Below are 26,641 nucleotides of genomic sequence, written 5' to 3'. Positions count from 1 at the left end.
GATACAGCCACCACACCGGGCCCATCAGGGACTTCGCCAAAGTTCACCCTGACGAGCCGAAGTCAGTAACGCGAAGGCCACCAAGTGGCTTTTGCTTGCGACAGGCCGGTTCGCGGCCTCCTGCCCGCCCTCGACCGGGATTTGCCCATGTCCTGATGGCCGACATGAGGCATTCATCGTCGGCACCTACCTGGGTCGGGACGGCATCGCACTTCGATCGCTCCAGGTAGACGCAGACCGCTGGAACCAGCGGCAATGGCAGGAGCGTCCTTGCTGTATCTGCGGAAAGGCTGGTCAGGGGGAAGGCGGGACGGCGTGACACGGCCGTGGAAGATTGTGCTGATCGTGGTTGGGGTGGCCTGCATCGCGGCGACCCCAATGGTGTGGTTGTTGAACGGTCCAGGGAAGGGGGAGCTGGTCGGGGCTTCGTTGCAGGCCGGCACCGGGGTTGCAGCGCTCGTGTGGGCGTGGTTGCAGCCCGGCCGTGGAGATTCGGCCACGGATACTGGCCAGGCAAAGGCGTCTGGTGGTGGGTCCGCGCACACCGGGATCCGTAGGCCCGGTGGGGCGGGCACGGGAATGGTGCGGGTGGATCGGACTGGTGACGCCAAGGCTGACGGTGCCGGCAGCAGTGCCGGCACCGGGGTCGACTACAGCTAGTCCCCGGGAGCGGTTTCGGTGGAGGATAAGAACGAGTTTGGCGACGCACGGCCAGGTACCGAGGTGCGGGACAGCGGCGACGCCCGCGCGACGGACGGCGGCACCGCGATCACCGGAGTCAGCGCAGCGACAGTGCCCGGCGTGCCCGGCCCCGTCTCAGTCAAGGCGACGGGGGCGGCATACGCCTCGCACGGTGGGGTCGCCATCACTGGGTACGTGGCGGGTGACGTCCGTGTGACGCTGCCCTCCCTGCAGTCTCGCTCGATGCAGGAATCCGTCCTGCCCGGCGAACGGCGCCCACGCCTGTTTGGGCGCGAGGCGGAGATCTCCGCCGGCCTCGACGTGCTGCGGCGCACGGACGGCGGCAGCCGGGCGGCGGTTGTGGTGACTGGGGCTCCTGGCATCGGGAAGAGTGACGTCGCCCTGCGCATGTCCCGGCTTGCCGCAGAGCGGTACCCGGACGGCCAGTTTCACATCAATCTCGCGCTGTCGACCGGTCCCATGGACCTCGTGTCATCGATTCTCCACGCGCTCTTTCCGCCAGAGCACCCCCTGCCGGATCGCCGTGACCAGCAGCTAGCGCTGCTACGGACGACGCTCGCTGGCAAGTGTGTCCTGCTGCTCGTCGACGACATCGTTTCGGAGGAAGCGCTCCTTGAGATCCTCTCCATCGACGGCCCGTTCGCACTGGTAGGAACCAGCCGGGCCAAGCTCAGTGGGCTAACTGGCCTGGTCCGCCTCATCGACCTCGGTCCACTGCCAGGCGCGCCCAGCAAGGAGCTCGTACGGTCGGTCGCCGGTCCCGGCCGGCTGACCGGCGAGCAGACGACCGCGTTGTCCGCGGCGTGCGCCGGTCACCCGCTCGCCCTGCACATCGCCGCGGCGCATCTGGCCCGGCGGCCCCGTGTGAACGCCGACCGCTACCTGTCCGAGATCACCAACCCGGACCGTAGCGTCAAAGCCCTCGTCGCCGGCCAGACCGCGCTGCAGCCTGTGTTCCAGCAGAGCTTCGACGCACTCGAACACGACCAGGCGCAGGTCTTCTCCGCGCTCGGCGTCCTGCCGCACATGTCGTTCACCGTCGATGTCGTCGCAGCGGTCATCGCACAGCGTTCGCTGGACGAGATCAACGACGACGACCTCACGGACACAGCCGCGCTCCTCGACTCGCTGGTCGAGCTCAGCCTCATCGAGCAGATCGACGACGACCGATTCGTGATGCACGAAATTCAGCACCGCTTCGCCCGGCTGACGTCCGCGCCGTGGTCGGGGACACAACGGGCGGATGTTGTTCGTCATGCCTGTCTCGTCACGGCCGTCCGCGTGCGGTCGTCTACCGATGCGATCGGTTTTCTGGACGAGGAGGCGACCGTCCCTGCCGAGAGCAGTCCTGCAGCGCTGCGGTCGCTGGACGCGGACCGTCCCGGCGCTGTCGCTCTAGTTGAGACGGCCCGGCGGTACGAGGCCTGGGACTACCTACTGCTTCTCGCCTTCACGCTCACCGAGCACTTGCGGGTTGCTAGTCACTGGAAGGAACTGGACCGCGTCTACCAGTGCGTACAGGAGGCCGGGGAGCTGGCCGGACACCCCAACTGGACGGCCACCGCTCTGCACAACCGGGCCGTCGTTGCCGCACACCTCGGCGAGAGCCAGGATGCGGCTGATCTATTCCACCGTTGCGCTGAAACGGCGCGCGCGGCCAACGAAGCCGAGCATCTTTTCTTCATGGCACAGCTCGGTCTGGGGACACTCCTGATCAACTTGGGCCGGCCTCGTGACGCCATCAATTACCTGCGAAACGGACTGCACTACTGGAGGACCGCCGGGCAGCATCAGGCACTAGCGCTCGCTCTAGGCAACCTGGGTCAGGCGTACCTGGCGGTCGGACAGATCCGCCGGGCCGAGAGCTACCTGCGCAACAGTCGCGACCTGAGCCGGAGCAGTGGCTTCGGTGAGATGCTCGCTACGCGGTCGATCGCCAGACTGCTCAGCAGCACGGGCCGCGAGGCTGAGGCGGCGGAGGAGTCCGTCCGGGACATCGAGCGGGCACGAGCCATCGGCAGCCGGGAATGGGAGGCGCAGGCGCTGATGGACCTTGCGGCGGTCCCGGCCAGCGCCCGGCCGGATTCTGCTCCGGCCGGGCCGCTTGAGGCAGCCCTGTCCATCCATCAGGAGACGGGTGACGTGCAGGGCCAGGTCCGGGCGTTGTTCCGGCTCGGTGAGGATGCCGCGCATCGCGCTGACCTCGACCAGGCCGCGACCTACCTCGCGCAGTGCGCCGAGCTCGCCATCGGAATCGGCGACCATCAGCATGCGGCGCGCTCCCTGACCTATCTCGCCTCGTACAGCGGCGGTATCGGGCACCACGACACGGCGGAGTCGCAGTTCAAGGTCGCGTCGGACATGGCCCAGGAGTCCGGCAGCCCGGTTCTTCAAGCAGATGTCCTGCGGAAGCGAGCCCAGTTGCTGTGGCACCGGGGGCGGATCGGAGACGCCGTCCGCCTGCTAACTGAAGCGGAGCAGTCTCTCGCCGCCACTGACGAGAGTTGGGCGCTCGCCCAGGTGCGGGCGGCGCTGGGAGAGGCCCTGGTCGTCGCGGGGCAGTGGCAGGACGGCGCACGCATGCTGTGGTCCGTAGTCTCCGACTTCAGCGACGCCGCCTCCCCCCACACCCGGGCCCGGGCGACGCGTGCTCTGGCTGTCCTCCACTCGCGACGCGGCCAGCACACCGAAGCCCTGTCCGCGATCACCACGGCACTCAACGACTGTGAACAGCACGACGACATCGAAGGCGTCCTGCACTGCCGGATGGCACTGGCCAACATCCACGCACGGGCTGGGCGATGGGACGAAGCAGCCGACCAGTACGAACAGACTGCGCGAGCCGCTGCCGAGCACAATGATCTCCACGTCCTCCTCTCCGCCCGCGCGCAGTCCGCGACCTGCATGCTGGAGACCGGCAACCGGGATGAAGCCGTTGCCCTGATGACTAAGAACATTCCGCTCGCCGAAAAGCTCGGCATGGACAGCGTGCTGACATCCCTGCACACCAACCTCGGCGCCTGCCACGCCGAGGTCGGCGACCACCCCGCCGCGGCAGCATCCTTTCGCACGGCCCTGCAGATCAGCGAACGTCTCGGCGATGGCCCACTGCGCGCCACCTGCCTGTTCAACCTGGCCCGCGCCGAAAAGGCCCTCCATGCATCGGAGGCCGCGCGTTCCCGCGCCCGTCAGGCCTTTGCGCTCCATCAGGCGCTCGGCAACTGGTCGGAAGCAGGAGAGACTTTGGTCTTCCTTGGTGCACTCCACCACGAGACGGACCCGGACGGCACTGTACCGAGCCCCGTGGAGCTCGTGGGTGCCAGCCCGGTCGACCTGCGCGTCCTCGAATCACTCCGCGCTCGCGCCCTCCGGGACGATCGTGACAATGCAGCGGTGCCGTCCCCCACCCTGCCCCGGCTGCGCAGCGTGCGGATCTCCGATACCGTGCAACAGGCGCTCGCCGCATTCGACCTGGAGTCGCTCACGCTCCGGTTCGCCAACTCCCGACAGTACTGCACTATATGCAATCTGATCATCGACGAGTCCGGCGAGGCCGAACTCCTCTACCTCCGCCACCCGGACGTCGACCCCCTGATGCTCCGGCTCGCGCACTCCCACTGCCACCTCTCCGAGGTGATCGAACTTACCGGCCCGGCCCCCGATCGCTCACCGGAACGCCTCGACGCCGAGTGCATCCTCTTCGGCGGCGACCGCGCCGGAATCGTCCTCGACTGCCACGGCGGCTGGGGAGCGATCAACGGCAGCCGCCGCATCGAGGACGTCATCCTCCGGCTCTTCCTGGAGTCGGGCTTCACCAACTTGTGCACCTTGTATACTGATAACGGTGGCAAGCCCCTCGACCTCCGCGACCTGCCGCCCGTCCCCGGCCGGGACCTTCAGGCCCGCCTGGTCGACAACAAACTCACCCTCAGCAGCCCTCATGGCGACCTCCTGCCGGGACTGCCGCTCAACTTCCTTCCTCGCTGGTACGAGCGGGCCCACCATGGCTCGCTGATCGTTATCGTGGGCCGGAACCTTCCGGGCATGGTGGCCGACGACCCCACGTACCTCAATCGGGCCATCATCCTTGGGCAGGCTGTTGGCGCAGCCGTGCCGCTATCGGTGGTGCGGCCACGGAGGAATGCGCCGTGTCCATGCATGATGCGGCGGGGGCGGAAGTTCAAGCACTGCTGCAGCGGGCAGGAGGGGAAGGCAGTGTCGGCGAGCGACGGAGGAGGGTGATGTGATCCCCCGGCCTTTATAGGCCCTGCTTTCCGTGCCGTTGGCGACCGCTGCGAGTTTGATCCGGAGCGCGATGTCGATTGTCGGCTTCTGGGGGTGTGTTCAACGTATCCACGATGCCTCTGGCCGTTCCTGGGCCGGCCTACTCGTTGGCGATTCCGGTGACGGCTTTGGAGCCGGGGCCGGAGGCTTCCGCGTCTCCGGTATGCGCGACCTTCGACGCGCCGGGACGGTTACCGCCTGCGTTCCGGATTCCTGTGATCGCGCTGCCGCCGTCGCGGGCCGTCGCGTTGCCGGTGTCGATGGCTGTGTCGCCGACTGAGGTAGTGAGGTATTCGAGGAGTGCGCGCAACTCTGCTGCTGCTCGAGTCTGTTCAGCCCCGTCGAGGCGGTCCAGAAGGGCTTCGAACCGTCCGGCCCACAGCCCTTCCTGTCGCGCCCGCTCTGCGGCGGCATCGCCTGATGATGGGGGCGTCAGTGCTTGCGCGGTGTGATCGAGCCGCACAAGCTCCGCCTTCACTCGCTCGGCGTCACCGCGGCCGACCAACTTCGCGGTGCGACGCTGCGTCACGGGCCAGAACGCGGTACCCACGGCCCGGACCAGTGCCTGTCCGCCTTCTGTCGCAAGCGCTGTCAGCTCTTCAAACAGCATGTTCGCCCCAAGCGCGGTCAGAGGTCGCAGGGCAACCTCTCACGACTTACCCGTGTACCCGCTCAAAGTTATCTGGGACGGAGAGACGGAGTGCAGCCCGACGCCGGTGAGCGGAAAATCTGGCTTGCACTTGTCGCTCAAGTCACTGTCTTGCACGACTTTGCTGTGGTGACGTCGACCCTCCGGTTCGGGGCGGTAAGTCAGGTGCCCATGACGCTCAGTTGACGCTCCAGGCCCGGGGCGACACCCGGACAGCGGCTGGCAACCCCATCTGACCTTGGCTTTCTTTGATGGCTTGGAGTTGTACACGTTATCGATGACGCATCATGTGGAGTGCGTGGCGATCCTTGAACCTGCTGAGAAGGGCGCCTGACCGGGGGATTCATGCGCGCGCATTCGAAGCTCAGGTAAGACTCTCCAGACCGAGCTTTGCCAGCCGTGACCGAATGGCGCTGGGCTTCCGGCCGAACTGCTTCCCGAGGGTGCCGAAGTCGCGTTCTCCTTGCTGGTAGAGCGCGAGGAGTCGAGCGTCGTCCTGTGGCGCCCATGGTTGGCCCATCTGCGGGTAGCGGGAGCGCAGTTCGTCCGGTGACTCCTGCCGCCTGCCGGGGTCTCCTTGTGGGCAGAGTGACTCGATCACGTCCAGCGGGAAGCTCCCGACCAGGGTTCCTGTGAGCCAGAGGTCCAGGTGGTTGTCCTCGAACGTGATTCGGTCTGCTTGGACGGTGACTGCTCGGCGGAGAACGTCGCTATCGCTCGGGTCCTGCTGATAGTCGGTGAACGTCAGGCGGAACGTTGCGTGTGTGCTGGATACCCCCATGCGACCATCTTGGGCCTGTGGCTACGGATGCGGAAGATCGTTTCTCGCCCTTGCCCACTGACAGGGCGGCCCGCGCTTGCGCCGTGCGCGGGCCTTGGGCCGGAAGGAGCTCCTGGAGCGACAAGAGGACCCGGCGGACCGGCGGCGCCGCATCGTGAGCATCGCCGCCGAGAAGCGGCCGGCGATCCAAGGCTGGCTGGCGCGCGGCGCCGCCTCGTGGCGAACTGCCCTTGCGCCACTCTCCGTCAGTGAGCGGCAGTTGTTCGTCCATACCCTGCGCGCGTACGAGACCGCCATGCTGGAGAGCCCGGCTTGAGCCGGCACAGCAGCCCCTGACTTGGCTGGGCACACTGCGCCACCTGCACCCAGGCTGCTCGGTGTCCCGCTCCTGGGATGAGCCGTAGAGCCGTAGAGCCGTGTGTGCCGGGTGAGGGGTTCTGCCCGTGCCGCCGCCGCAGCGTTCGCACGGACGCCGGACACCTAAACTGGCCCACGGCGCGAGGACTGGCCAGGACGGGACGGGAGAGAGCGGGTTGTGACGGCAGACGTTGGTGACCCCGAAGATCCGCCCACCGAGGTGCTGGCCGAGGCGGCCGCCAAGTTCGGGTTGCTGGCGTCGTCGGCGCGGCTGCACATCATGTGGGCGCTGGCGCAGGGCGAGAGCGATGTCACCCACCTCTCGGTACGGGTGGGCGGGGCGCTGCCCGCGGTCAGTCAGCACCTGACAAAGCTGAGACTTGCCGGACTCGTACGCTCCCGCCGTGATGGCCGACGTCAGGTCTACTACGTCGACGATCCCGATGTCGTGACCGTGGTCCGGCTCATGGTCGGCCAGCTGGCCGCACGCGCCGAGGGAGCGGCGGGGCCAAGGGGCCGACTGCGCGGGGCCGGTGCCTGATACTTCCGGGACCGCAGGATCGGGCCGGAGATGTCCGGGCCCGCAACCCGTTCTGCACGCCGCCGGCGTTGCCGCGATCGACCACACCGTCACCGCGAAGCCGGTTCGCCGGCGGCGACATCGCTACGTACAGGTCCTGGTGCCGAACCTGTGCTTCGACGTCGCTCGGCTCGCCCGTGCTGCCGTTCTCGCGCTCCGCGCAACCGCGCCGAAGGTGGTCCGAAGGCTCCCAGGCACACTCTAGGTGTTGCAGCCCGTCGTCAAAAAGGAAGATCCACACATGATTACGCTCAAGAAGGAAGACGGCCCGGCGGATCTGGACGGAGTGACTCATCTGTCCATCGGAGTGTCCTGGGACCCCACCGCCGGCAGCAGCGGCGGGGTGATGGGGATACTCCGCCGCAAGTCCGGTACCGACCTCGACCTGATCGCCGTCGCGATGCAGGGCGGAGACCCCGTGCGCCTGGCCGGCCTCGACTCCCTCGATCCGATGGGCAACGGCTCACTGGTGCACAGCGGAGACAACCAGACCGGGCACGGGGACGGGGACGACGAGACGGTGACCGTCGAGTTCGCGCGGCTCCCGTCCCACATCACGTCGATCGTGTTCGTCGCCGCCGCCTACAAGAAGGGCAGTTCCTTCCAGAAGGCACGCAACATCAGCTTCAAGGTGTACGACGCGACCGGGGGCACCCCCCAGCAGGTCGCCGACATCTGGCCGAGCCTGCTCACCCAGGACAACGGTTGCGCCGTGGCCAAGGCCGTTCGCGTGGGCGACAACTGGAAGCTCGAAGTGATCAATACGACGGGCAAGATCAAGCAAGGCAACGAGCACGCCCTGATGCGCTTCGCCGTCAGCAAGTAGTACGTGATGGCCGGCCCCGGGTCAGGTCCACGTCCGCTCGGTGGACCGCCGGGCGCACCGGCGATGCCTCCCGGGGCGGCCGCGCGAAGGCCACGAGCCGTCGGTTCGCCGAGCCCGGCGAGGCCGCGCCCCGCCCTTTCCCGGACACTTCCGATGCCCACGTCCGGGCACACCGTCCTTCTGGGGTGGTGTGTGCATCCGCTTCCGGGCGGTGCTACCCGTACGACAGGTCGGAGCACAGGTCGTCGTCGGCCGAGCGGGCGTCGTCGGCGACGGTCGTGGGAACCCCGGTTGCCTCGGCTGCCGGGCTCTCGGCTGCGGGGCCCCCGGCCGTGTAGGACCTGCCCAGGGTCACACTGATGCCCGTGCTGGACGCCGGGTGCAACTGGGCACCGGGGAAGAGCCTGGCGAGGTTCCGGGCCTGGTTCTTCTGCCCCGGCCCGTACTCGATCACGGTGTCGGCATGGTCCTGGGTGCTCGCGTTCGCTGTACCGGTGACGGTGAAGTCGTGGTCGGCAAGGGTGGCTGCGGCACGTGCGGCGAGTCCTCTGGTGGTGGTGCCGTTGTAGACGGCGACGTCGACGCCGTCCCCGGAGAGGGGCTCGACGGTGCTCGGCGGGGCGGAGGCCGCCGCGCCCTTCTTGCCACTGGCGTCCTTGCCGTCGATGGTCCGGTCGGCCCGCAACGCGGCCCAGAGCTGGTCGGCGGCCGGCTGGACGATCGCCACGCGTGCACCCTCGTATCGCCAGGGGATGGTGACGAACTTGGTGTTGTGCAGGTCGATGTCCCTCAGGGACATCGCGAAGGAGATGAGTTTGTCGGCCGAGCCGAGACCGGGGTCGACCGTCATCGACTTGGTGGCGGCGTCGGCGAGCGGCAGCAGCTTGGTGGGAGTGAGGCCGTCACTCTTCACTCTCGTGATCAGGCTGGCCACGAACGCCTGCTGGCGCTTGATGCGTCCTATGTCGGAGCCGTCGCCGATGCCGTGCCGGATGCGTACGTAGTCCAGAGCCTTCTGCCCGGAGACCGTCTGTTCCCCCTTGCCGAAGAGGAGTTTTCCCCGGGTGGTGCGGTTGGGGTTGAGGTCCTTCTGATGGATGTCCTGCGGCAGGCACACCTTCACGCCGCCGACCACGTCCGTCAGCTCCGCGAAGCCCTTGAAGTCGACGACCACCGTGTGGTCCACGCGCAGCCCGGTGAGTTCCTCGACGGTGTTCTGGGTGCAGGCGGGACTGCCCTTGGCTGTCTGCCCCACGGAGTAGGCCGCGTTGAACATGGTGTTGGTCCGCGTGCCGGTCCAGGAGCCGTCCGGCAGTTTGCAGGGCGGGATGGTGACCAGCGTGTCGCGCGGAATGGATACGGCGACGGCGTGCCGGCGGTCGGCGTAGACATGCAGCAGGAAGGCGGTGTCGGAACGGCCGATGTCGTCCTTGTCGCCGCCGCCCAGCGCGCTGTTGCCGCCGGTACGCGCGTCCGATCCGATGACGAGGACGTTCTCGCCCTTCGCGGCTTCGGGACGGTCGCCGGAGATGCCGTCTGCGCTGAAGGTGTCGATGTTGCCGTTCAGTTCGAAGAAGATCCAGCCGAGCCCGGCTGCGCCGAGCACGAGTATGGACAGCACGGTCACGAGGGTGATCCGCAGACGACTGCGTCTACGGCGCCGCCCTGCGCGGACGTTGTGATGCCCGCCGTCCCGCGGCGCAGGTGCCGTGCGCCGCCGCCGCGCTGAAGCCGCCGAGTGGCTGGTTGTCATGCGTACGCCCTCATCCGTCTGCCTCGTACGAAGGGGACGTCCGACCCCACTTCATAGTTGTACAGTTGCGCAATGTAGCAAGTGTTGCAGGCGGTGTGGTGCACTCGGCGCCCGCCTCTGCCGAACGAAGAGAATGGGGTGGGCGAGATGCTCCGCAACGGACTGGAACCCTGGCACCTGCTGATCGTGGCGATCGTGGTCATCGTGCTGTTCGGCTCGAAGAAACTGCCCGAGGCCGCCCGGTCGCTGGGCAAGTCGATGCGCATCCTCAAGAGCGAGGCCAAGGCCATGAAGCAGGACGGCGCCGCGGAGACCTCCGCGGCCCCTGCCGACGACGCCTCGGCGCAAGACGCGCCGCGCATCATGCGGGCGGCGCCGGGGGATGCCGCGTCGGCCCGCCCCGCCGCGGAGAGTGACGCCGTCCGTTGAGCCGCGCGTAACGCGCCCGTCAGGGGCTGGCCCCGTCGAAGCCGTACCGCAGCGGCTCGCTCTTCACCCGGAAGTCGCGGCGGTAGATGTGCAGCGCCTCCGCGCGCACGCCGTTCGGCGGGGCTTCCAGCTCGCAGGGGCAGGTCACCTGGATCGTCGGCGGCCGGTCGACGACCCGCATCCGTAGCCCGTCCGCGGGCCCTCCGACCAGTACCGCCGCTTCCCACCCCGCCGGGCTGCCTGTGTTCATGGCGATAGTTTAAGCATTGCGCAACTATTGAAGTGAAGTGAATTGGGTCACGCCACCTCGGCGGTGACAACACCCTCGCCACCGGGCCGGGCAGCACCGTGGTGGCGTTCGACCCCGTCCGCGGCCAGGAACTCTGGCGGATCGACCCGCAGCGGACGGCGGGCACAGCGGCTCTGGCGGTCCGGGGACAACACCTCCACCTCTACGGCCTGTCACGCAAGGGCGGCCTCTTCGTCATCGGCCTTCACCGGTGCAGCCTCGTACACCGGGCGGACATCAGGGAGGTCTGCAACGGGTTCGCCGCCCTGGTGACCAACCGCGGTGTGGCGTACGGAGTCTCGACACGACCGTGTTCCGCTTCGATCCCCGCGCCTTCGCCGTCAGCACCGTCGTTCCCGCCGTCAACGGCAGTTGGTGCAGCGGCTCCCACCTCACCGACGACGAGGCCGGTCACCTCTGCACCATGCGCGGCCGCAACCTGATCCGGATCACCGACAGGCCGGGCCGCTGACCGTACGACCGACGGGGAACGGCTACAGGAAGGGACGCGGAAATGCACAGGAAGACAATGGTGCGGGCCACGACCGCCCTCGCACTGACGGGGACTCTCTGCGTGTGTGCCTGAACACCGCTGAGGCAGGTCAGGAAAGGCCGAACCGGTCCACGGCGCAGCAGTCCCGCAGCAGCGCGCATTCCACCCTGCTCGGCATCGACTACCAGGACGGCAGCCTCGACTCGGGAATTCCCGGACTGACGACGACACACGCCACCGCGCAGGACGCCTCGATCGCCTTCCGGTCGCCCACGCTCGAACTGCGGGCGGATGTGGTCGACGACTTCCGCCCGTACGTCAATCAGTGGATGACATTCCGCGTGGACGTCCGCTGGACGGACGACAAGACCGGCTATGACGAGATCTCCGTCCGTATGCCCGGCGAATCGGACTTCGCACTGCGCAAGACGTACGAGAACGTGCAGACCTTCCACCCCAGGAATCCCACGAACTTCGGCTACATCAAGTGGGGCCTCTACCGGCCCGGCCGGAGCATCGAGAACGGAGATGTTCCGACGCGGGTCGTGCAGCACGACAACATCAGCATTCAGGATCTCGCGGGCGAGTGAGCCCGAAGGGGCGGGAGCCGGGCCCGCCCCTCAGGGACCTCCTGATGCGCACGGCCCCGGATGCCGCCGAGATCCGGTGGAGCAAGCCGGCCCGTGGTTCCGTCGACGTGCCCCGTCAGCGGCGGGCGTACTCGCGGGCGCTTTCCACCGACTCCTTCAGGGAACCGGCGGCGATGTCCCGGAACTGGGCCAGCAGCGGCACATGGCCGGACTTCGTCATCTCGGAGTGCAGGAACTCCAGGTTCTCCGCGAGCGCCACCATGCCGAACGCGGCGCGCAGATAGGGCTCCTGGAAGTCCGAGCCGTGCCTGGGCGTCCCCGGCCCGTACGCGCCGCCGCGGGCCGTGGCCACGATGGTCCGCTTGCCGGAGAGCGGGCCCTTCCCGGTGGTGAGGTCCACGATCAGCGGCGGTATGGCGATCCGGTCGAACCAGGCCTTGAACGCGGACGGTACGGAGAAGTTGTACATGAGCAGGCCGATCACCAAAGTGTCGGCGGCCAGTACCTCCTCGATCAGCTCCCAGCTGAGGGACCAGCTCGCCTTCTCCCCGGCACTCTGCGCGGCGTTGCGCGCCTCCGGGAGATCGCGAATGCCTGCGGTCTCCGGGCGGGTCACGACCTCGATCTGCGCCGCGTCGACATGAGGAATCGCACGGGCCGTCAGGTCGCGGTGGATACTGCCTGCCGGCCTCACTCACCACGGACCGCTCGGCACCCCGGTCCGCCCTGACCCATCGCCCGGCCGCCGGCCGGGCGGCGGAGGCCCGGTTCCTGCAGATCAAGCGCCAGCAGCAGATCCTGCTGGAGACGCTGCCCACGGCGCAGGAGTATCTGTACCGCCTCCACACCCCCGCCCGTCGCCCGCCATGGCCGTCCGACGGTCCGACACCGGACGTCCGGTCGGCTACGCCGAGCACGGCCGGGACGCCTCGCGCCCGCCCGTGCCACGGCCCCGCGCGATCAGGTAGACGGGGGCGCTGCTCCACCCCTGTGGGAAACTCGGTCCTGCGCTGCGCAGGGGCGCCTCCTCGCGCCCGGGAGGGTGTGTTCCACCAGCCTGTCACCTCGAAGGGAAGCTCTCCGGATGCGCATCGGGATCGTCGGCACCGACAACAGCCATGTCGACCAGATCGTCCGTCACCTCAATGTCGACGAGGCCGGTGGCGACGCACGCGTCGTGGCGCTCAGCGGTGGGCGAGGTCGGCGCAACGACACGCTGGCGGCCACCGGAGGCATCCCGGAGATCGTCGACGAGCCCACCGGGATGCTGGGGCTGGTCGACGCCGTCGTCGTCGCGGACCGGGACGGCGCGCACCACCGGGACCAGGCGACCCCCTTCCTGGCCGAAGGCCTTCCGGTGTTCGTCGACAAGCCCCTCGCCCGCACCGTCGAGGACGCTCGGGCCCTGATCGACACCGCACGCGCCCATGGCGCACCGCTCACCTCGTCCTCGGCGCTCCGCTGGATCCCCGACACCGACGCGCTGGTGGCCCGGTCGGCGCCGGGAGGAGGGCCGCACCTGGTCGTCGTGTCCGGTCCCGCCGACCCGGCCGGCGACCACGGCGGGATCTTCTTCTACGGCATCCACGCGGTGGACATCGCCCTGCGGCTCGCCCCCGGTGAGATCTCCGGCGTCCGGACGGACGTCACCGGCACCACGGTCACCGCCTCGTTCACCGCGGGCGACACCCGCGTCGTCGTGAACCTCGTCAAGCCCGGCAGCACGGAACAGATCCCCTTCCACGGAATGACGTTCACCCGGGAGAGCATGGTCCAGCAGACCCTCGTTCCGGGCGCGGACTACTGCGTGCCCGGCCTCGAAGCGTTCCTGGAGATGGCTCGCACGGGCAGGCCGCCGATCGACTACGGGGATCTGCTGCGCCCCATCGAGGTTCTGGAGTCCGTCGCCACCGCCCTGCGCGAGGTGCCGGCCGACGTCCGGCGGTAACCCGAGCGCACGCATGCCCGGGTTACGGCCGGGCGAAGAGAATCGGGCCGACAGGCATACCCCGCACGGCAATTGGCCTGGTAAGCGCACTGTTCGGGCGTCCGGCCACGCCGGCTCGGCAAGTTGTTACTTGGCATGTACAAGCTAAACTGCATCACCATCCGCATGCACACTGTCGCCGTGAGTGATGTCGATGTGACCTGGGGCACAAGATCCTTGACAGTCGCCGGACGGGTGCCGAAAGCTCATTCATCATTGGTCTGGACCACGATGAATGGGCGGGGTTCATGTTCAAGCCGTCGCGTGCTTCTGCTGTGGGTGTGCTGCTCTCCCGGACTGAATGCCGGTTCAGATCAAGGGGGTTGGCGTCCGGGTGGAGCCCGGTCCGGGAGTCCGTAGCGGTGTGCGCCAGTGCCGCCCGGGAGAGCTGATGGACCGACAGCTCTCGGACGTACGCCTGGCGTTGTGCGAGTTGTGGCAGGCGTTCGGTGCCGCCGCACTGCTGGTCCGATACGGCCCCGAGGTCCCCTGGCCGCATTCCTCCTGGGCCCGTGAGGCACACGGGGCGCTGACACCGCGTCTGAGGTCGGTGGTCGCCCTGGCCCGGCCGCGCGGACGCATTCCCTCGTTCCTGACGGGAGGCGTCACCTCCCGGAAGGCGGGTGTCGCCGATGAGCTCGGCGACATGGCACGCGTATCGGCCGGACTCGTCCGTGACGAGCTCGCCCGTGAGTACCCGCAGGCGTTCGCGGACCCGTTGATCGCCGCCATGGTCCGCGACCCCGAAGTACAACTCGGCTATCTGGCGGTCGAATTGTCGAACTTCTGGCGAACCGCGATCGAGCCGCGGGGGATCGGGCTGGCGCGTTCCCTGGAGGAGGAGATCCTCTTCCGCTCGCGCACCCTGGCGATGGGCGGGGGTGTGGCATTGCTCCGCGACCTCGGGATCCCGTTCGAGCGCACGGACGGTGTGGATCGCGTGACCGCCGTGCCGATGCTGTTCGCGGACGCCACCCACTGGTGGTCGGTCGCCGACGGGCGGACCGTGGTCTCCTTCGCAGCGCGGGGGGCGGGACTCCTGTACGCCGATCCGGAGCGGGCCGGCGCCGAACAGCCCTCACGCGAGGACCGGTTGGCGATCCTGCTGGGCCGGGGGCGCGCCTCAGTCGTCCGTGAACTTGCTGTACCGATCACCACGTCCGCGCTCGCCGACCAGCTGGGGCTGGCCGCGAGCACGGTCTCCCAGCACCTGTCGGCCCTGGTCTCGGCAGGTGTGGTCCAACGCCACCGGGCCGGCACCCGTGTCCTGTACGAGCTGAATCGTTCGGGCGTGACGCTGACGCAGTGTCTGATGAACAAGTGATCTTCCGGGCTGGTCCGTGGTCGCGCTCCTCACCAGCGGTTTCGCCGGATACAGCCCGACGGCGCGGTGCGTGGCCGAGGCGATTCGGCGTACACCGAAAGGCTTGTCCGCCGCCCTGCGGTCGACAAGAGTCGAGGTGGGGAACGGCTCGGCCGAAGGCCGGCACAACGCCGGACTCGTGAGGCCGACGGCGACCCGGCCCCGACGACCGGGCCACGTCCATCGCTCTGTCCCGACACACACCGCGCCGACGCCGACGACGACGACGAGCGGAGGCCGTTTCCGGCGCCCACCGACATTTCGAGCCTGGAGTGATTGCATGCCGACGCCCGAACCGTATCTGCATCGAGCCCCTTCGGACCTCCCGTATTTCAGCTCGGACGGTGAGGCATACCTGGCACGGACACCACTGAGGGACATCCGCAAGTCGCGAGAGCTCCGGGTGCTGTCCGAGGAGGACTTCGACTTCTGGCAGACCTATGGCTACGTCATCGTCAGGGAGGCGATTCCCGCCGCCGCGGCGAAACGCCTGCTGGACTTCACCTGGGACTTCCAGGGGCTCGATCCGGCACGGCCCGAAAGCTGGTACGGGGACCGGCCGTTCCGGACCGATCTGGACCGGGAGCTGCATGTCTACGGCTTCGTCGAGGCGTACCATCACCAGCTGATCTGGGACAGCCGACAGGCGCAGCGCGTCTACGACGCGTTCGTCGATGTGTGGGACTGCGAAGAGCTGTGGGTGACGCTGGACCGGCTCAATCTCAATCCGCCCAACGTCAAGAACCGTGATCGCGCGCTCATCGAGCCCACGGACAAGGGCTTCGACATCGAGCTCCACTGGGATGTCGACACCACGCTCGGTGTTCTGCCCCAACGGGTCCAGGGGATCATCGCGCTCAACGACACCCGGCCCGAGCTGGGCGGTTTCCAGTGCTCGCCCGAACTGTTCCGCCGGTTCGAGCAGTGGAAGACCACGCAGCCGGAGGACCGGGACCCGATCAGGCCGGACGCCGACGGGGAGGAGTTTCCCGTGGTCCGGCCCGAACTCGGGGCCGGGGACCTGCTGATCTGGAACGGTCTGCTCGCGCACGGGGTGGCACGCAACACCTCGGACAACGGTGTGCGCGCGGTCCAGTACCTCTCCATGATGCCCGCACTGGAGTCGCACGAAGAGCTGCGGCGCTCCCGGGTCGAATCGTGGCGGCGGCTCGGCACGCCGGACTGGAACAGGACCCTGGTCGGTGACGCCACGAGGCATGAATCCCTCAGGTACGGCACCGCCGTGCTGAACGGCCTCGGGGAGAAGCTGCTGGGGCTGACGTCCTGGAACGAGCGGGAATCCGAACGGTCGACGGGAGAGCCGGCATGCGCAGCATCTGCCTGACCCTTCCCACGAACAGGGCCTGCGCCGCCACGATTGCGGCCGTGGGCGAGGAAGCGGACTACGCGGCCGGACACTTCGGCGTCGAGGTGCATGTGCTGATCCTGGACTCCTCCGGGAAGCAGACGTTCACCGAGCACGCCCAGGTCGTCGGCGAGGCCCGCCGGGCGCCGAATGTGATCGTGCATCACCTCGGCGAAGCGGAACAGAGGCACTTCCTGCGGCGGGTGATCCGGCGTTCCGGTGTTCTCAAGCCGGATCTGATGCTCGACCTCATGCTCCCGGCCGGTGTGTCCTACGGCGCCTGCACCAATCGCGCGTTTCTGATCGCCGGTGCGCTCGGGTGCCACTCGGTGCACCGCAGGGATTCGGACAGCACGTACCAGGTTCTGAACGGTGAGACGGTCTTTCCCATTCACCATGAGCTCACCTCGCTCGGGAAGACCGCGGCCGACGCGGCGAGCGGTGTGTCCGAGACCGTGCTCGGTCCGGAGCACGCGTCCAAACCGGTGGTGATGGTGGGCAGTTCATTCGTGGGTGAACTTTCGGTGGACATCGGCGAGATCTCCCGGCTGGACCGCGACATCTACCACGACGTCGTCGGTCTCTGGGCTCCTCGCCACTGGTCCAACGAGCGGAAGAGGGAACTGGTCGACGAATCCTTCCGGGGAGCGGGCACCGACGCGTTCACAGGCGATCACTCGACCCTGACCCATGTCGATCCCATGCGTGTGGACATGTGCAACATCAGTTTCCTGCACGAGGTGTACGAGCGGGTGCCACTGCCGCCCGCGACCGACACCATCGGCAGCGACTACTTCCTGATGCACCTGGTGCACGACGGCACCCTGCCCGGTGTTCTGCACAACCGCCACATCGTGAACTACTACACGGCCGAACGCCGGACCGATGCCGGATTCATGGCCTATCAGCTGCGGCTGACGAAGTTCTTCCTGTCGATGCTCTACTTCAACTTCATCTACGACCGCATGGCGGCGGCCGGTGCCTCGTTGATCGACGGCGATTTCCACCTGCGCCCCGAAGCGGTGGCCGAGTTGGCGAGGGAGAGCGCCGGGTCGGACCGCGAGGAGAACGTACACCGGCTGGACGTCCTCGACCGCTCCTACCGGAAACTGGGCGGCAGATACGCCGAGTTCGCCGACATCCTGGCATCGCGCGGTCGACGACTGCTCGAAGAGGCCCAGGCGGACATCGAGGACTTCGCGCTGCTGACCGAGGCCTGGCGCCCCCTGATGGAGGCGAGCAGATCCACCAGCGTGCGTGGGCCGAGTACATCCACCGGCGTTCATCAGTCGATTCGCTAGGCGGGCGTGGATCAACATGCACCTGAATGCTCATATGCGCGCTGCGCTGGAAGCCGCCGACGAGGACCGGATCTTCTTCGATCTCGCGGGCATCGAAGCGCAGTACGACGCACTGTTACGGGAGTTGCCGGACATCTCCGTCCGCTTCGCCATGAAGGCCTGCCCCGTGGACGAGATCCTCGGCCGCCTGGCGGGAAAGGGATCGGGTTTCGACGCGGCAAGCCCCAATGAGATCGCGCAAGCCCTCAGGACCGGCGTGCCGGTCGACCGGATTCACTACGGCAACACCATCAAGTCCGACGAGAACATCGCCGACGCCCACCGCCTCGGTGTGAGGGACTTCGCGACCGACAGCCTGGAGGACGTGGCGGCGATAGCGGCCCACGCCGCCGGTTCCCGGGTGTTCTGCCGACTGGCCACCAGTGGGGACGGGGCACTGTGGGGTCTCAGCCGGAAATTCGGCTGCTCCGCAACCGACGCGGTACTCGTCATGGAGGCCGCGCGGTCGGCCGGCCTGACACCGTCCGGTCTGTCCGTTCATGTCGGCTCGCAGCAGATGACGTCCGAGGCCTGGCAGGACGCCTTCGAGCTCCTTGCCGGCGTCCTCACGGACCTGAACCGGCGGGGCATCTTCCCGGACCACATCAATCTCGGTGGCGGCCTGCCCGCTCTCGGCTATCTCGACAGCCGGGGAGTACCTCTGGATCCTCCGCTGGACAAGATCTTCGCCGTGATCCGGGAAGGCCTGCAGTACCTCGGGGCGGTCTCGGAATCCCCTCTCGACTTCGTCATGGAGCCGGGACGTCATCTGGTCGCCGACCACGGCGCGATCAGGGCACATGTGTCACGGCTGTCCTCCCGACGGCAGATCGACGGTGCACGCGAGCACTGGCTGTATCTGAGCTGCGGAAAGTTCAACGGACTGTACGAGATGGACCAGTTGCAGTACCGGCTGCTGTTTCCCTCTCGTTCCGGCACGGAAAGCGTCCGGGCCGTTGTCGCGGGTCCCACGTGCGACAGCGACGACGCATACGACCACGAGCACGATCGCGTCGCCGTACCAGGCTCCGCCGCATCAGGAGACCCGGTCTGGATTCTCTCCAGCGGCGCCTATGCCACCGGCTACATGACGCAGGGGTTCAACGGTTTCGATCCGCTTCCGTACACCTGCGTACACGGCGATTAGACGGGTCACGACGTGCGTATACGACACATCTGCGACAGCGACTGGGACGCCATCGTGGCGCTGGAGGCCGGCGCGTACACCGACGACGGTCTTTCGGAGGGGCGGGCGGCACTGGAGTCCCGGGCCCATGCCTCGCCGGCCACCTGCTTCGTCGTGGACCACGGGAACCGGACGGCGGGTTACCTGCTGGCCCTGCCCTACCCGATGTTCGAGTATCCGGATCTGACCCGTGCGGAGGACATCGTCTTCCATTCGCGCAATCTGCATCTGCACGACCTCGTCATCGCCGAGGAACTGCGTGGCAGGGGTCTGGCGAAGGGCCTGCTGCGTCATTTCACCGGAACGGCGGGATCGAAGGGGTACGAAGCGATCTCCCTGGTCGCCGTCTCGGGCAGCGACACCTTCTGGGCGGCGAACGGATACCGGGCCCATCGGGAGGTCACGCCCCCGAAGAGTTACGGCGCGGACGCGGTGTACATGTCCAGGGCGGTGCCGGGCGTCCGCGGCAGCAGAACGAATCCCGCCCATGCGTCCTCGCATCGGGCACCTCTGGAAGACGAAGTGGGCTGATGACCAATGTTTGGCGTTCGTGATCAATTCCGCCGGGCGCAGCTCGCTATCGCGGGGTTGTTCTGCTTTCTCGGGTTCCAGTACGCGACCTGGGCCTCACGGCTCCCCGCCATCAAGACACGGCTGGACCTCACGGAGGCGGAACTGGGCCTGTTGCTGATGGCCTGCGGTGCGGGCGCGGCCGCATCGTTCCCCCTCGTGGCGGTACTGATGAAGCGCATGGGCTCGCGGCGCCTCGCGGTCGTGTCGGCGGTATGTCTGAGCCTGCTCCTGTTGGCCCTGTCGGCGGCGCCCAACTACCCGGTCGCCCTTGTCGTCATCTGCTGCGACGGAATCGCCGTCGGCAGCCTGAACGTCGCGATGAATGCTCAGGGGGCGGCTCTCGAAGTCACCTATCAGCGAACCGCCATGGCCAAACTGCACGCCACGTTCAGTGCCGGTTCGTTGTTCGCCGCGCTTCTCGCGTCCGGTGTGAACCTGGTGACCACGGACATCGCCGCGCACTTCGGCGTGGCCGCCGTCCTCCTGCTCCTGCTGGTCGGCCTCACCCGGTCGGGCCTGCTGACGGAGGAACAGCAGCCTCGGGCCGAGGCCCCGGCGGAGGACCCGGTCCCGGCTCCGGAGAAGAGCCGTCGCAAGCTGAGCATGCCGTCCCGCGTGACGGTATGGATGGGCTGCGCGATGGTGTTCGGCACGGTGACCGAAGGTGCCATGAACGACTGGTCCGCGCTCTACATGAAGGACGTCGTCGACGCGGCGTCGGAGTTGGCGCCCATGGGCATCGCGGTGGTTTCGGTCATGATGGTGCTGGCCCGTGTCTTCGCCGACGGCTGGCGCAGCCGCTGGGGCGACGGACGCATCGTCCGGGTCGGCAGCGTGGTGGCCGGTGCGGGGCTGGCGCTCGCCCTGCTGGCGGGCGGTGTCGTGCCGACGCTGATCGGGTTCGCCTGCGTCGGACTGGGCGTCGCGGCCGTGACGCCGTGCATCTACGTGGCGGCGGCGGCACAGGGTACGGACGCGCTGGCCCTGGTCGCCGCCATGGGAACGACGGGCCTGCTGGCCGGACCCGCGGTGATCGGCTTCATCGCCGGTGCCAGCAGTCTCGTCTGGGGAATGGCCGCCGTCGCCGCCTCGGCGATCCTCGTGTCCCTGTGCGCCACGCAGATCCGCTGGCCGAGGCTCGCCGAGTCCTGAGGGAACCGCAAGGATGCCGAAGAGGCCGTTGACGACTGCGCTGTGGCCGATACAACACCGTGGAGTCGGTGCCCGTGCCGCCGACCGGTTGGGAGAGCCCGCGAGAGCAGGCAGGATGGGGGAGTCCAGCAGGTAAGGGGAGATCATGATCGAGAAAATCCTGCCGTCCCGGGTAGCGGTGGCAGAGGCGTTCTCCGACCTGCCCGATGCCGTACTGCTGCCCGGCGAGGAGGAGCTGACCCGTGGCTTCGTGGCGAAGCGGCGCGGCGAGTTCGCCACGACGCGGCACTGTGCCCGCCGCGCGCTCGGCTCGCTGGGCATCGCTCCCGTCCCCATCCTCAAGGGTGAACGGGGCGCCCCGATCTGGCCGGAGAGAACGGTCGGCAGCCTGACCCACTGCACCGGCTACCGCGCCGCCGCCGTGGCCCACCGGACGGATGTGTTCAGCATCGGCATCGACGCCGAGGAACACGCGCCGCTGCCCGGCGACGTGCACAACAGCATCGCGCTGGCGACGGAGCAGCGGCGGGAGCGCGAACTGCGCCGGGAGCACCCGGAGATTCACTGGGACCGTCTGCTGTTCAGCGCGAAGGAGGCCGTCTACAAGGCGTGGTTCCCGCTCACCCACCGTTGGCTGGGCTTCGAGGAGGCCGACATCGAGCTCCGCCTCGACGGTAGCTTCACCGCCGAACTGCTGGCCTCCGACCCGGTGCCGGCGACCGGGACCGGGTCGGAAGCGGTCCCCGCGGCCTTCCACGGCCGCTGGTTGGCCGAGAAGGGCCTGGTGCTGACCGCGATCGTCGTCGGGAACGCCCCCGGCGCTCCGCGCGGAACGGGTGCGTAGGGACCGGGAAGCAGCGGCGCAGGTCTCGTCCGACGGGTGGGTGTTCCCGTAACCTCTGTCCGCATGAGCGAAGATCAACCGGGCGAAGAGCGCAGGCGCGCACGTGAGTTGGGCATCCCCCTGACCGGTGAGCCGGGACCGTGGAACGCGATCACGGACGTCCCCGGCGTGGAGGTCGGATACGTCACCCTCGTCGACGGCGACGACGTGCGCACCGGAGTGACCGCGCTGCTGCCACGCGGCCGGGACGGTGTGGGCACCCCCTGCGCGGCCGGCTGGCACTCGTTCAACGGCAACGGTGAGATGACCGGGACCGCGTGGATCGAGGAGACCGGCTCGCTCGCCGTTCCGGTGGTCATCACCAATACGTACGCGGTCGGCCCGGTGCACCGCGGCGTGGTCGAGTGGGTGCGCGCCAACTGCCGTGGCATGGCGCCGGAGTGGCTGCTGCCGGTCGTCACGGAGACCTGGGACGGCCACCTCAACGACATCCACGGTACGGCCGTGGAGTCCCGCCACGCGGCGGCCGCGATCGAGGCGGCGGCGTCCGGGCCGGTCGAGGAAGGATGCGTCGGCGGCGGAACGGGCATGCGCTGCTACGGCTTCAAGGGCGGCTCGGGCACCGCGTCGCGCGTCGTGGAGTACGGCGAGGACCGGTACACCGTCGGTGTCTTCGTCCAGGCCAACTTCGGCGCACGGCGCGAACTGGTGGTGGCCGGGGTGCCGGTGGGGCGCGAGCTGTCCGACCCGGTCGAGGCACCGGCCCCCGGAGCGGCGCCCGACGGGGAGCGCCCGGTGCCGCCCGGCGCGGGTTCGGTGATCGTGGTGGTGGCGACCGACGCCCCGCTGCTGCCGGGGCAGTGCAAGGCGCTGGCCCGTCGGGTGACGCTCGGCCTGGCCCGTACCGGCACCACCGGCAGCCACTTTTCCGGAGACCTGTTCCTGGCCTTCTCCACGGCCAACCCGTCCGCGCTGACCAGTACGTTCCCCGAGGACGACGGCAGCGCGCCGTACGAGTCGATGCGCTTCGTGCCCTGGGGCCGGATGGACCCCTTCTACGGCGCCGTGGTCGAGTCGGTGGAGGAGGCGGTGCTCAATGTGCTCACCGGCGCGCACGCGATGACCGGCCGGGCCGGACACCACGTCCCGGCGCTCCCGCTGGACCGGGTGACCGAACTCCTGGCGGCGCGGGGAGCGGTGTCGTAGCACATAGATCCCGTGCGGCTTCCACGGCGGGCTCGCTGGCCCGGCACAGTTTCGTCGGCCATACTGCCCGCCGTGGAGCAGCGCATAGATCCGAACACTCAGCCCGGATACGCCGCAGGGACAGACCCGGCGTTCATCCCCGGTCTCATGGCCCCCGTCACGGCCGGGAAACCGGATACGAGCCTGGAGCAGACAGACCTGGAGCAGACAGAACCGGAACAGACGGAGCGGGAACAGTCGGAGCCGGAAAGGACGGAGGAGCGGGCGTCCGAGGCCGCGGAGGCCGTGTCCGATTCGGAGCCGGACTCGGAAGAGGCCTCGGCGGCGGACGGGAAGGAGGCGGCGGACGGGCCCGCGTTCGAGGTGAGCGACCGCCGCGGGTCGATCACCGCGGACCGCGAGGGTGTCCGGTTCCGGCTGGACGATCAGGAGGCCGAGTTCCGCTGGGACGAGATCGGCGCGGTCGAGGTGAAGACCCCCCGGTTCGGCCGCCGGTTCACCGTCACGGTCCATATGTCGACCCGCCGATGGTTCAACGCCGAGGTCGAGGCGCCGGCCAGGAGCAGCCTCAAGGAGTGGGCGGCGGAACTCGACGCGGTTCTGGACGTCTACTTCGAGGAGTCCTGACCACGGAGAGGTGCCGTTCGAGAGACCGGGCCGGCGGAAGGGACGACCGCCGGCCTTCTCCCGTACTGCCGGCTTCCTCGCGGGACCGTCGGCCTCCGCACGCACCGCCGGTCCTCCTCACATACCTCCGACCGGAGCGCGCGTGCCGCGCAGCGCGTCGAGTATGTGGGGCCAGGCGGCTGCCCCGAGGGCCGCGTCCGCCGCGGTCGAACCTCCGTACAGGAACTGCGTGGAGGCGGGCGCCGGGCCCTCGCCCGGCAGCCGTGGGCGGTGGCCCGCGTCGGGGCCGCCGATGACCCGTACGGGCAGGCCGGCCGCTCTGCGGCGGGCGGCCAGCTCCTCGGCAGAGCGCAGCGAGGGCCACATCGCGTCGTCGCCGCCCGCGACCAGGACGAGTTCGGCACCGGACCTCTCCACCGGGATTGCCGCCGCGTCGACGCGGTCGGCGAACGTCCGCCGGCTCTTCTCGTACCAGCCGAGGACGGCTACGGGATCGCCCTCAGGCCGTCCGGGCGCCGGTGCCCAGGAGTCGTCGAGGGGGACGAACGGCAGCGACTCACCGCGCCAGGTCCAGGAGGAGCGGTACGGACGGCTCCGTCCGTCCCGGCCGGGCCCGACGTTGGCCCAGGTGACCGAGGTGGGCGAGAGCGCCACCACGGCGTCCACACCGGGCAGGAGCACGGACAGGTGCAGGGCGGCCTCCGCGCCCTTGGACGTACCGAGGACGCCGATCCGCCGTGCGCCGCCCGCGCGAAGCGCCTCGATCGCGGGCTCGAACGTCTCCAGCGGGACCTCGCAGATGCCCGGCGGCTGCCCGGGGCCGCCGAACCAGCGGATCGACAGGGCGGCGATGCCCTCCCGGGCCAGGAGCCTGCACCGCTCGTCCTCGATGCGCCCGCTGGACCCGGCGAGCACCAGCACCCCGACTTCCGTGTCGCGTACCGGCCCGCCCGCGGGCCTGGCGAGAAACCCCTCACGAACGCCCTGGTGAAGGGCTTCATGAGGGGTTCCGCGAGCAGCCTCACGAGCGCCTTCGCCGGGGTCGCCGAACGTGCGCTCGACGATGTGCACCGGCCGGTCAGGCATCCGTGAGCACGACGGAGCGGGTGAGGTGACGGGGGCTGTCCGGGTCCAGACCGCGGGCGGCGGCGCGGGCGATGGCCAGACGCTGCACGCGTACCAGCTCGGCCAGCGGGTCCAGGCCGCTCTCCACCCAGCGGGCGCCGGTCGCCAGCACCTGCTCGGCGAGACCCTCGGGGGCGGTGCCGAACATCCAGGTCGCGGTGCCGGAGGTGGCGATGCTGATGGGGCCGTGGCGGTACTCCATCGCGGGGTACGACTCGGTCCAGGACAGCGACGCCTCCTTCATCTTGAGCGCCGCCTCGTTGGCGAGCCCCGCCGTCCAGCCGCGGCCGAGGAAGGTGAACTGGGTGCAGTCCACCAGGCCTTCGGGCAGCGGCTCGGCCAGCGCGGTCTCCGCGTCGCGCACCACGTCCTCGGTGTGCAGACCGAGGTGGGCGCGGAGCAGGGTGAGCAGCGTGGTGGCGAACCGGGTCTGCACGACGGACTGCTCGTCGGCGAAGTCGAGCACGACGACGTCGTCGGCGGCCGTCATGACCGGGGTGTCGGGATCGGCGGTGATGGCTACTGTGCGGGTGGCACCACGCAGACGTTCGAGCAGCTCCAGCACCTCGGTCGTGGTTCCCGAGCGGGTGAGGGCGACGACCCGGTCGTAGCCGCGGCCGAACGGGAACTCCGAGGCGGCGAAGGCGTCGGACTCGCCCTGGCCGGACCCCTCGCGGAGCGCGGCGTACGCCTGAGCCATGTAGAACGAGGTGCCGCAGCCGACGACCGCGATGCGCTCACCGGTGGCGGGCAGAGCGGCCGACTGCGTCTGGGCCAGCTCGGCGGCGCGACGCCAGCAATCCGGCTGACTGGCTGTCTCGATCTCGACAAATGACACTTTTGCACTCCGTACTCGTAGTGGGATGCTCGTTTACGCACGTTATACGCGACCTACGAGCATTATCAAGCATTCTGCTTGCAGGAGGCTTGACTGGGCGGAGCCTTGTGCGACGCTTGCGCGTGTCCGGTGACCGTACCCAAGGGGATGGGTGCCCGAAGCCCGGACTCGTAAGGAGAGTTGCCTTGTCCAGGGATGCCCGGTGGAACGCGCTGCTGGAACTTGTCGGTAAGAACGGCCGGGTGGACGTCGAGGACGCCGCCACGACGCTGGACGTCTCGGCCGCGACCATCCGCCGTGACCTGGATCAGCTCGCCGAGCAGCAGTTGCTCACCCGTACCCGCGGTGGCGCGGTGGCGCACGGCGTCAGTTACGAACTGGCCCTGCGCTACAAGACCGGACGCCACGCCCCGGAGAAGCAGGCCATCGGCCGCGCGGTCTCCGAACTGGTGGCCGTGGGCGAGGTGGTGGGGCTGACCGGCGGCACGACTCTGACCGAGGTGGCCCGTTCGCTGGCGGTGCGCTCCGACGTCGTCGGCGACAGCGCGGCCGGGATGGGCGGCCAGCCGACCCTGACCGTGGTCACCAATGCCCTCAACATCGCCAACGAGCTGGTGATCCGGCCGCAGATCAAGATCGTGGTGACCGGCGGGGTGGCCAGGCCGCAGTCGTACGAGCTGACCGGCCCGCTGGCCAGCGGGGTGCTGGGCGAGATCACGCTGGATGTCGCCGTGCTGGGCGTCAACGCGATCGACACCGAGCGCGGTGCGTACGTCCACCACGAGGGCGAGGCCAGCATCAACCGGCTGCTCGCCCAGCAGGCGCAGCGGGTGGTCGTGGCCGCCGACTCCTCGAAGATCGGCAAGCGCGCCTTCGCCCGGGTCTGCGATCTGGGGCAGGTCGACTTCCTGGTCACCGACAAGGGCATCACGCCCGAGGCGACCGCTCGCTTCACGGAGGCCGGCGTCACCGTCATCGCCGTGTGAGGCGACCCCCTCCCGACCGGCGGTGATGTTGTCCCGCGAGGTCGGGCGGGGCCGCCGTCCACCGCCGGCCGGCCCTGCCGGTGCCGCCGCGCGGTTCCACCCGGTGCCCGGTCGCGTTGCCGCGCCGGGCGTACCGGCATGTGCCGGCCGCGTCGTCCACGACCGAGCCGTGCGCGCCGTGGGCCCAGGCCGTCAGCGGTCCGGGCGCGCCCGGTGCGGGTCGTGACCGTGACCGGGGTTTCTTGCCGCCGCCGGCCGTCCCGGGCGCCGCGGTCGGACAGAAGTTGTTTCCCCAGCCTCTGCTTGAGAATGCTG

Annotated in this window: 26 protein-coding genes; 18 read left to right on the top strand and 8 right to left on the bottom strand. The window is 68.8% G+C overall.

The window, feature by feature from the left end; translation table 11 throughout:
• The first annotated feature begins 678 nt into the window (after positions 1-678).
• Positions 679-4,944 carry a tetratricopeptide repeat protein gene (locus ACFV8T_RS17270; protein WP_385328271.1) on the top strand — a complete coding sequence of 1,422 codons (4,266 nt, stop codon included), beginning with the start codon at positions 679-681 and terminating at the stop codon, positions 4,942-4,944.
• 142 nt (positions 4,945-5,086) lie between these two features.
• Here the strand turns inward: ACFV8T_RS17270 and ACFV8T_RS17265 are convergent, their stop codons facing one another.
• Together ACFV8T_RS17265 and ACFV8T_RS17260 are read right to left on the bottom strand one after the other, a co-directional pair.
• Positions 5,087-5,596 (bottom strand): hypothetical protein, encoded by a 510-nt coding sequence (locus tag ACFV8T_RS17265; protein ID WP_385328270.1) that lies wholly within the window; start codon positions 5,594-5,596, stop codon positions 5,087-5,089.
• A 403-nt stretch (positions 5,597-5,999) separates the two neighbouring features.
• Entirely contained in the window at positions 6,000-6,416 is a 417-nt protein-coding gene (locus ACFV8T_RS17260) for a hypothetical protein (RefSeq protein ID WP_385328268.1), read from the bottom strand.
• A gap of 154 nt (positions 6,417-6,570) precedes the next feature.
• Between ACFV8T_RS17260 and ACFV8T_RS17255 the strand changes: the two genes are divergently transcribed.
• From ACFV8T_RS17255 to ACFV8T_RS17245, 3 genes are all read left to right on the top strand, one after another.
• Positions 6,571-6,732: a hypothetical protein gene (locus ACFV8T_RS17255; protein ID WP_385328266.1), complete on the top strand. Its 162-nt coding sequence runs from the start codon at positions 6,571-6,573 to the stop codon at positions 6,730-6,732.
• Between the two features lie 219 nt (positions 6,733-6,951).
• Positions 6,952-7,314 carry a metalloregulator ArsR/SmtB family transcription factor gene (locus ACFV8T_RS17250; protein WP_266428021.1) on the top strand — a complete coding sequence of 121 codons (363 nt, stop codon included), beginning with the start codon at positions 6,952-6,954 and terminating at the stop codon, positions 7,312-7,314.
• 280 nt (positions 7,315-7,594) lie between these two features.
• Positions 7,595-8,179, top strand: a complete 585-nt coding sequence (locus ACFV8T_RS17245; protein WP_385328265.1) for a TerD family protein — start codon at positions 7,595-7,597, stop codon at positions 8,177-8,179.
• A gap of 214 nt (positions 8,180-8,393) precedes the next feature.
• Here ACFV8T_RS17245 and ACFV8T_RS17240 read toward each other — a convergent pair whose 3' ends face one another.
• Positions 8,394-9,932: an LCP family protein gene (locus ACFV8T_RS17240; RefSeq protein ID WP_385328263.1), complete on the bottom strand. Its 1,539-nt coding sequence runs from the start codon at positions 9,930-9,932 to the stop codon at positions 8,394-8,396.
• 147 nt (positions 9,933-10,079) lie between these two features.
• Here ACFV8T_RS17240 and tatA point away from each other — a divergent pair, with 147 nt between their 5' ends.
• Positions 10,080-10,361 carry a Sec-independent protein translocase subunit TatA gene (tatA, locus tag ACFV8T_RS17235; protein ID WP_385328347.1) on the top strand — a complete coding sequence of 94 codons (282 nt, stop codon included), beginning with the start codon at positions 10,080-10,082 and terminating at the stop codon, positions 10,359-10,361.
• Positions 10,362-10,380: 19 nt separating this feature from the next.
• Here the strand turns inward: tatA and ACFV8T_RS17230 are convergent, their stop codons facing one another.
• Both ACFV8T_RS17230 and ACFV8T_RS17225 read right to left on the bottom strand, forming a co-directional pair.
• A complete protein-coding gene (locus ACFV8T_RS17230; protein WP_385328261.1) occupies positions 10,381-10,611 on the bottom strand; it encodes a hypothetical protein in 231 nt (76 codons plus the stop codon).
• 47 nt (positions 10,612-10,658) lie between these two features.
• Positions 10,659-10,802, bottom strand: coding sequence for a hypothetical protein (locus ACFV8T_RS17225; protein ID WP_385328259.1), 144 nt, complete (start codon positions 10,800-10,802; stop codon positions 10,659-10,661).
• 158 nt (positions 10,803-10,960) lie between these two features.
• Here ACFV8T_RS17225 and ACFV8T_RS17220 point away from each other — a divergent pair, with 158 nt between their 5' ends.
• Positions 10,961-11,122 (top strand): hypothetical protein, encoded by a 162-nt coding sequence (locus ACFV8T_RS17220; protein WP_385328258.1) that lies wholly within the window; start codon positions 10,961-10,963, stop codon positions 11,120-11,122.
• Positions 11,123-11,226: 104 nt separating this feature from the next.
• Positions 11,227-11,733, top strand: coding sequence for a heparin lyase I family protein (locus ACFV8T_RS17215; RefSeq protein WP_385328256.1), 507 nt, complete (start codon positions 11,227-11,229; stop codon positions 11,731-11,733).
• Between the two features lie 115 nt (positions 11,734-11,848).
• Here the strand turns inward: ACFV8T_RS17215 and ACFV8T_RS17210 are convergent, their stop codons facing one another.
• Positions 11,849-12,427: an FMN-dependent NADH-azoreductase gene (locus tag ACFV8T_RS17210; RefSeq protein ID WP_385328255.1), complete on the bottom strand. Its 579-nt coding sequence runs from the start codon at positions 12,425-12,427 to the stop codon at positions 11,849-11,851.
• A gap of 390 nt (positions 12,428-12,817) precedes the next feature.
• Between ACFV8T_RS17210 and ACFV8T_RS17205 the strand changes: the two genes are divergently transcribed.
• From ACFV8T_RS17205 to ACFV8T_RS17160, 10 genes are all read left to right on the top strand, one after another.
• Positions 12,818-13,681: a Gfo/Idh/MocA family protein gene (locus ACFV8T_RS17205; RefSeq protein ID WP_385328253.1), complete on the top strand. Its 864-nt coding sequence runs from the start codon at positions 12,818-12,820 to the stop codon at positions 13,679-13,681.
• 430 nt (positions 13,682-14,111) lie between these two features.
• Positions 14,112-15,044 carry an ArsR/SmtB family transcription factor gene (locus tag ACFV8T_RS17200; RefSeq protein WP_385328252.1) on the top strand — a complete coding sequence of 311 codons (933 nt, stop codon included), beginning with the start codon at positions 14,112-14,114 and terminating at the stop codon, positions 15,042-15,044.
• A gap of 319 nt (positions 15,045-15,363) precedes the next feature.
• Positions 15,364-16,428: a phytanoyl-CoA dioxygenase family protein gene (locus tag ACFV8T_RS17195; protein ID WP_385328250.1), complete on the top strand. Its 1,065-nt coding sequence runs from the start codon at positions 15,364-15,366 to the stop codon at positions 16,426-16,428.
• A complete protein-coding gene (locus ACFV8T_RS17190; protein ID WP_385328249.1) occupies positions 16,410-17,750 on the top strand; it encodes a DUF6271 family protein in 1,341 nt (446 codons plus the stop codon). The genes ACFV8T_RS17195 and ACFV8T_RS17190 overlap by 19 nt, the downstream gene beginning before the upstream one ends.
• A gap of 34 nt (positions 17,751-17,784) precedes the next feature.
• On the top strand, positions 17,785-18,936 hold the full coding sequence (locus tag ACFV8T_RS17185; protein ID WP_385328247.1) for a type III PLP-dependent enzyme: 1,152 nt from the start codon (positions 17,785-17,787) through the stop codon (positions 18,934-18,936).
• Between the two features lie 18 nt (positions 18,937-18,954).
• The gene (locus ACFV8T_RS17180) at positions 18,955-19,506 is read left to right on the top strand and encodes a GNAT family N-acetyltransferase (protein WP_385328346.1); all 552 of its coding nucleotides are present in this window, start codon (positions 18,955-18,957) and stop codon (positions 19,504-19,506) included.
• Positions 19,507-19,512: 6 nt separating this feature from the next.
• Positions 19,513-20,700 carry an MFS transporter gene (locus ACFV8T_RS17175; protein ID WP_385328245.1) on the top strand — a complete coding sequence of 396 codons (1,188 nt, stop codon included), beginning with the start codon at positions 19,513-19,515 and terminating at the stop codon, positions 20,698-20,700.
• A 145-nt stretch (positions 20,701-20,845) separates the two neighbouring features.
• Positions 20,846-21,544, top strand: a complete 699-nt coding sequence (locus ACFV8T_RS17170; protein ID WP_385328243.1) for a 4'-phosphopantetheinyl transferase — start codon at positions 20,846-20,848, stop codon at positions 21,542-21,544.
• A 63-nt stretch (positions 21,545-21,607) separates the two neighbouring features.
• Complete coding sequence (locus ACFV8T_RS17165) at positions 21,608-22,750, top strand: P1 family peptidase (protein ID WP_385328241.1); 1,143 nt, start codon at positions 21,608-21,610, stop codon at positions 22,748-22,750.
• Positions 22,751-22,822: 72 nt separating this feature from the next.
• Positions 22,823-23,377 (top strand): hypothetical protein, encoded by a 555-nt coding sequence (locus tag ACFV8T_RS17160; protein WP_385328239.1) that lies wholly within the window; start codon positions 22,823-22,825, stop codon positions 23,375-23,377.
• A gap of 117 nt (positions 23,378-23,494) precedes the next feature.
• Here the strand turns inward: ACFV8T_RS17160 and ACFV8T_RS17155 are convergent, their stop codons facing one another.
• The gene (locus ACFV8T_RS17155; RefSeq protein WP_385328237.1) at positions 23,495-24,463 is read right to left on the bottom strand and encodes an acyl-CoA thioester hydrolase/BAAT C-terminal domain-containing protein; all 969 of its coding nucleotides are present in this window, start codon (positions 24,461-24,463) and stop codon (positions 23,495-23,497) included.
• On the bottom strand, positions 24,456-25,340 hold the full coding sequence (locus tag ACFV8T_RS17150; protein ID WP_385328235.1) for an SIS domain-containing protein: 885 nt from the start codon (positions 25,338-25,340) through the stop codon (positions 24,456-24,458). The genes ACFV8T_RS17155 and ACFV8T_RS17150 overlap by 8 nt, the downstream gene beginning before the upstream one ends.
• Before the next feature lie 185 nt (positions 25,341-25,525).
• On the opposite strand from ACFV8T_RS17150, the gene ACFV8T_RS17145 reads away from it, so the two are divergent.
• Entirely contained in the window at positions 25,526-26,326 is an 801-nt protein-coding gene (locus ACFV8T_RS17145; RefSeq protein WP_266428079.1) for a DeoR/GlpR family DNA-binding transcription regulator, read from the top strand.
• Positions 26,327-26,641: the final 315 nt, after the last annotated feature.

The organism is Streptomyces sp. NPDC059832, from assembly GCF_042731715.1.
GTDB lineage: Bacteria > Actinomycetota > Actinomycetes > Streptomycetales > Streptomycetaceae > Streptomyces.
Note: the sequence above shows the minus strand (reverse complement) of the source record. Positions and strands in the feature narration are given on the sequence as shown.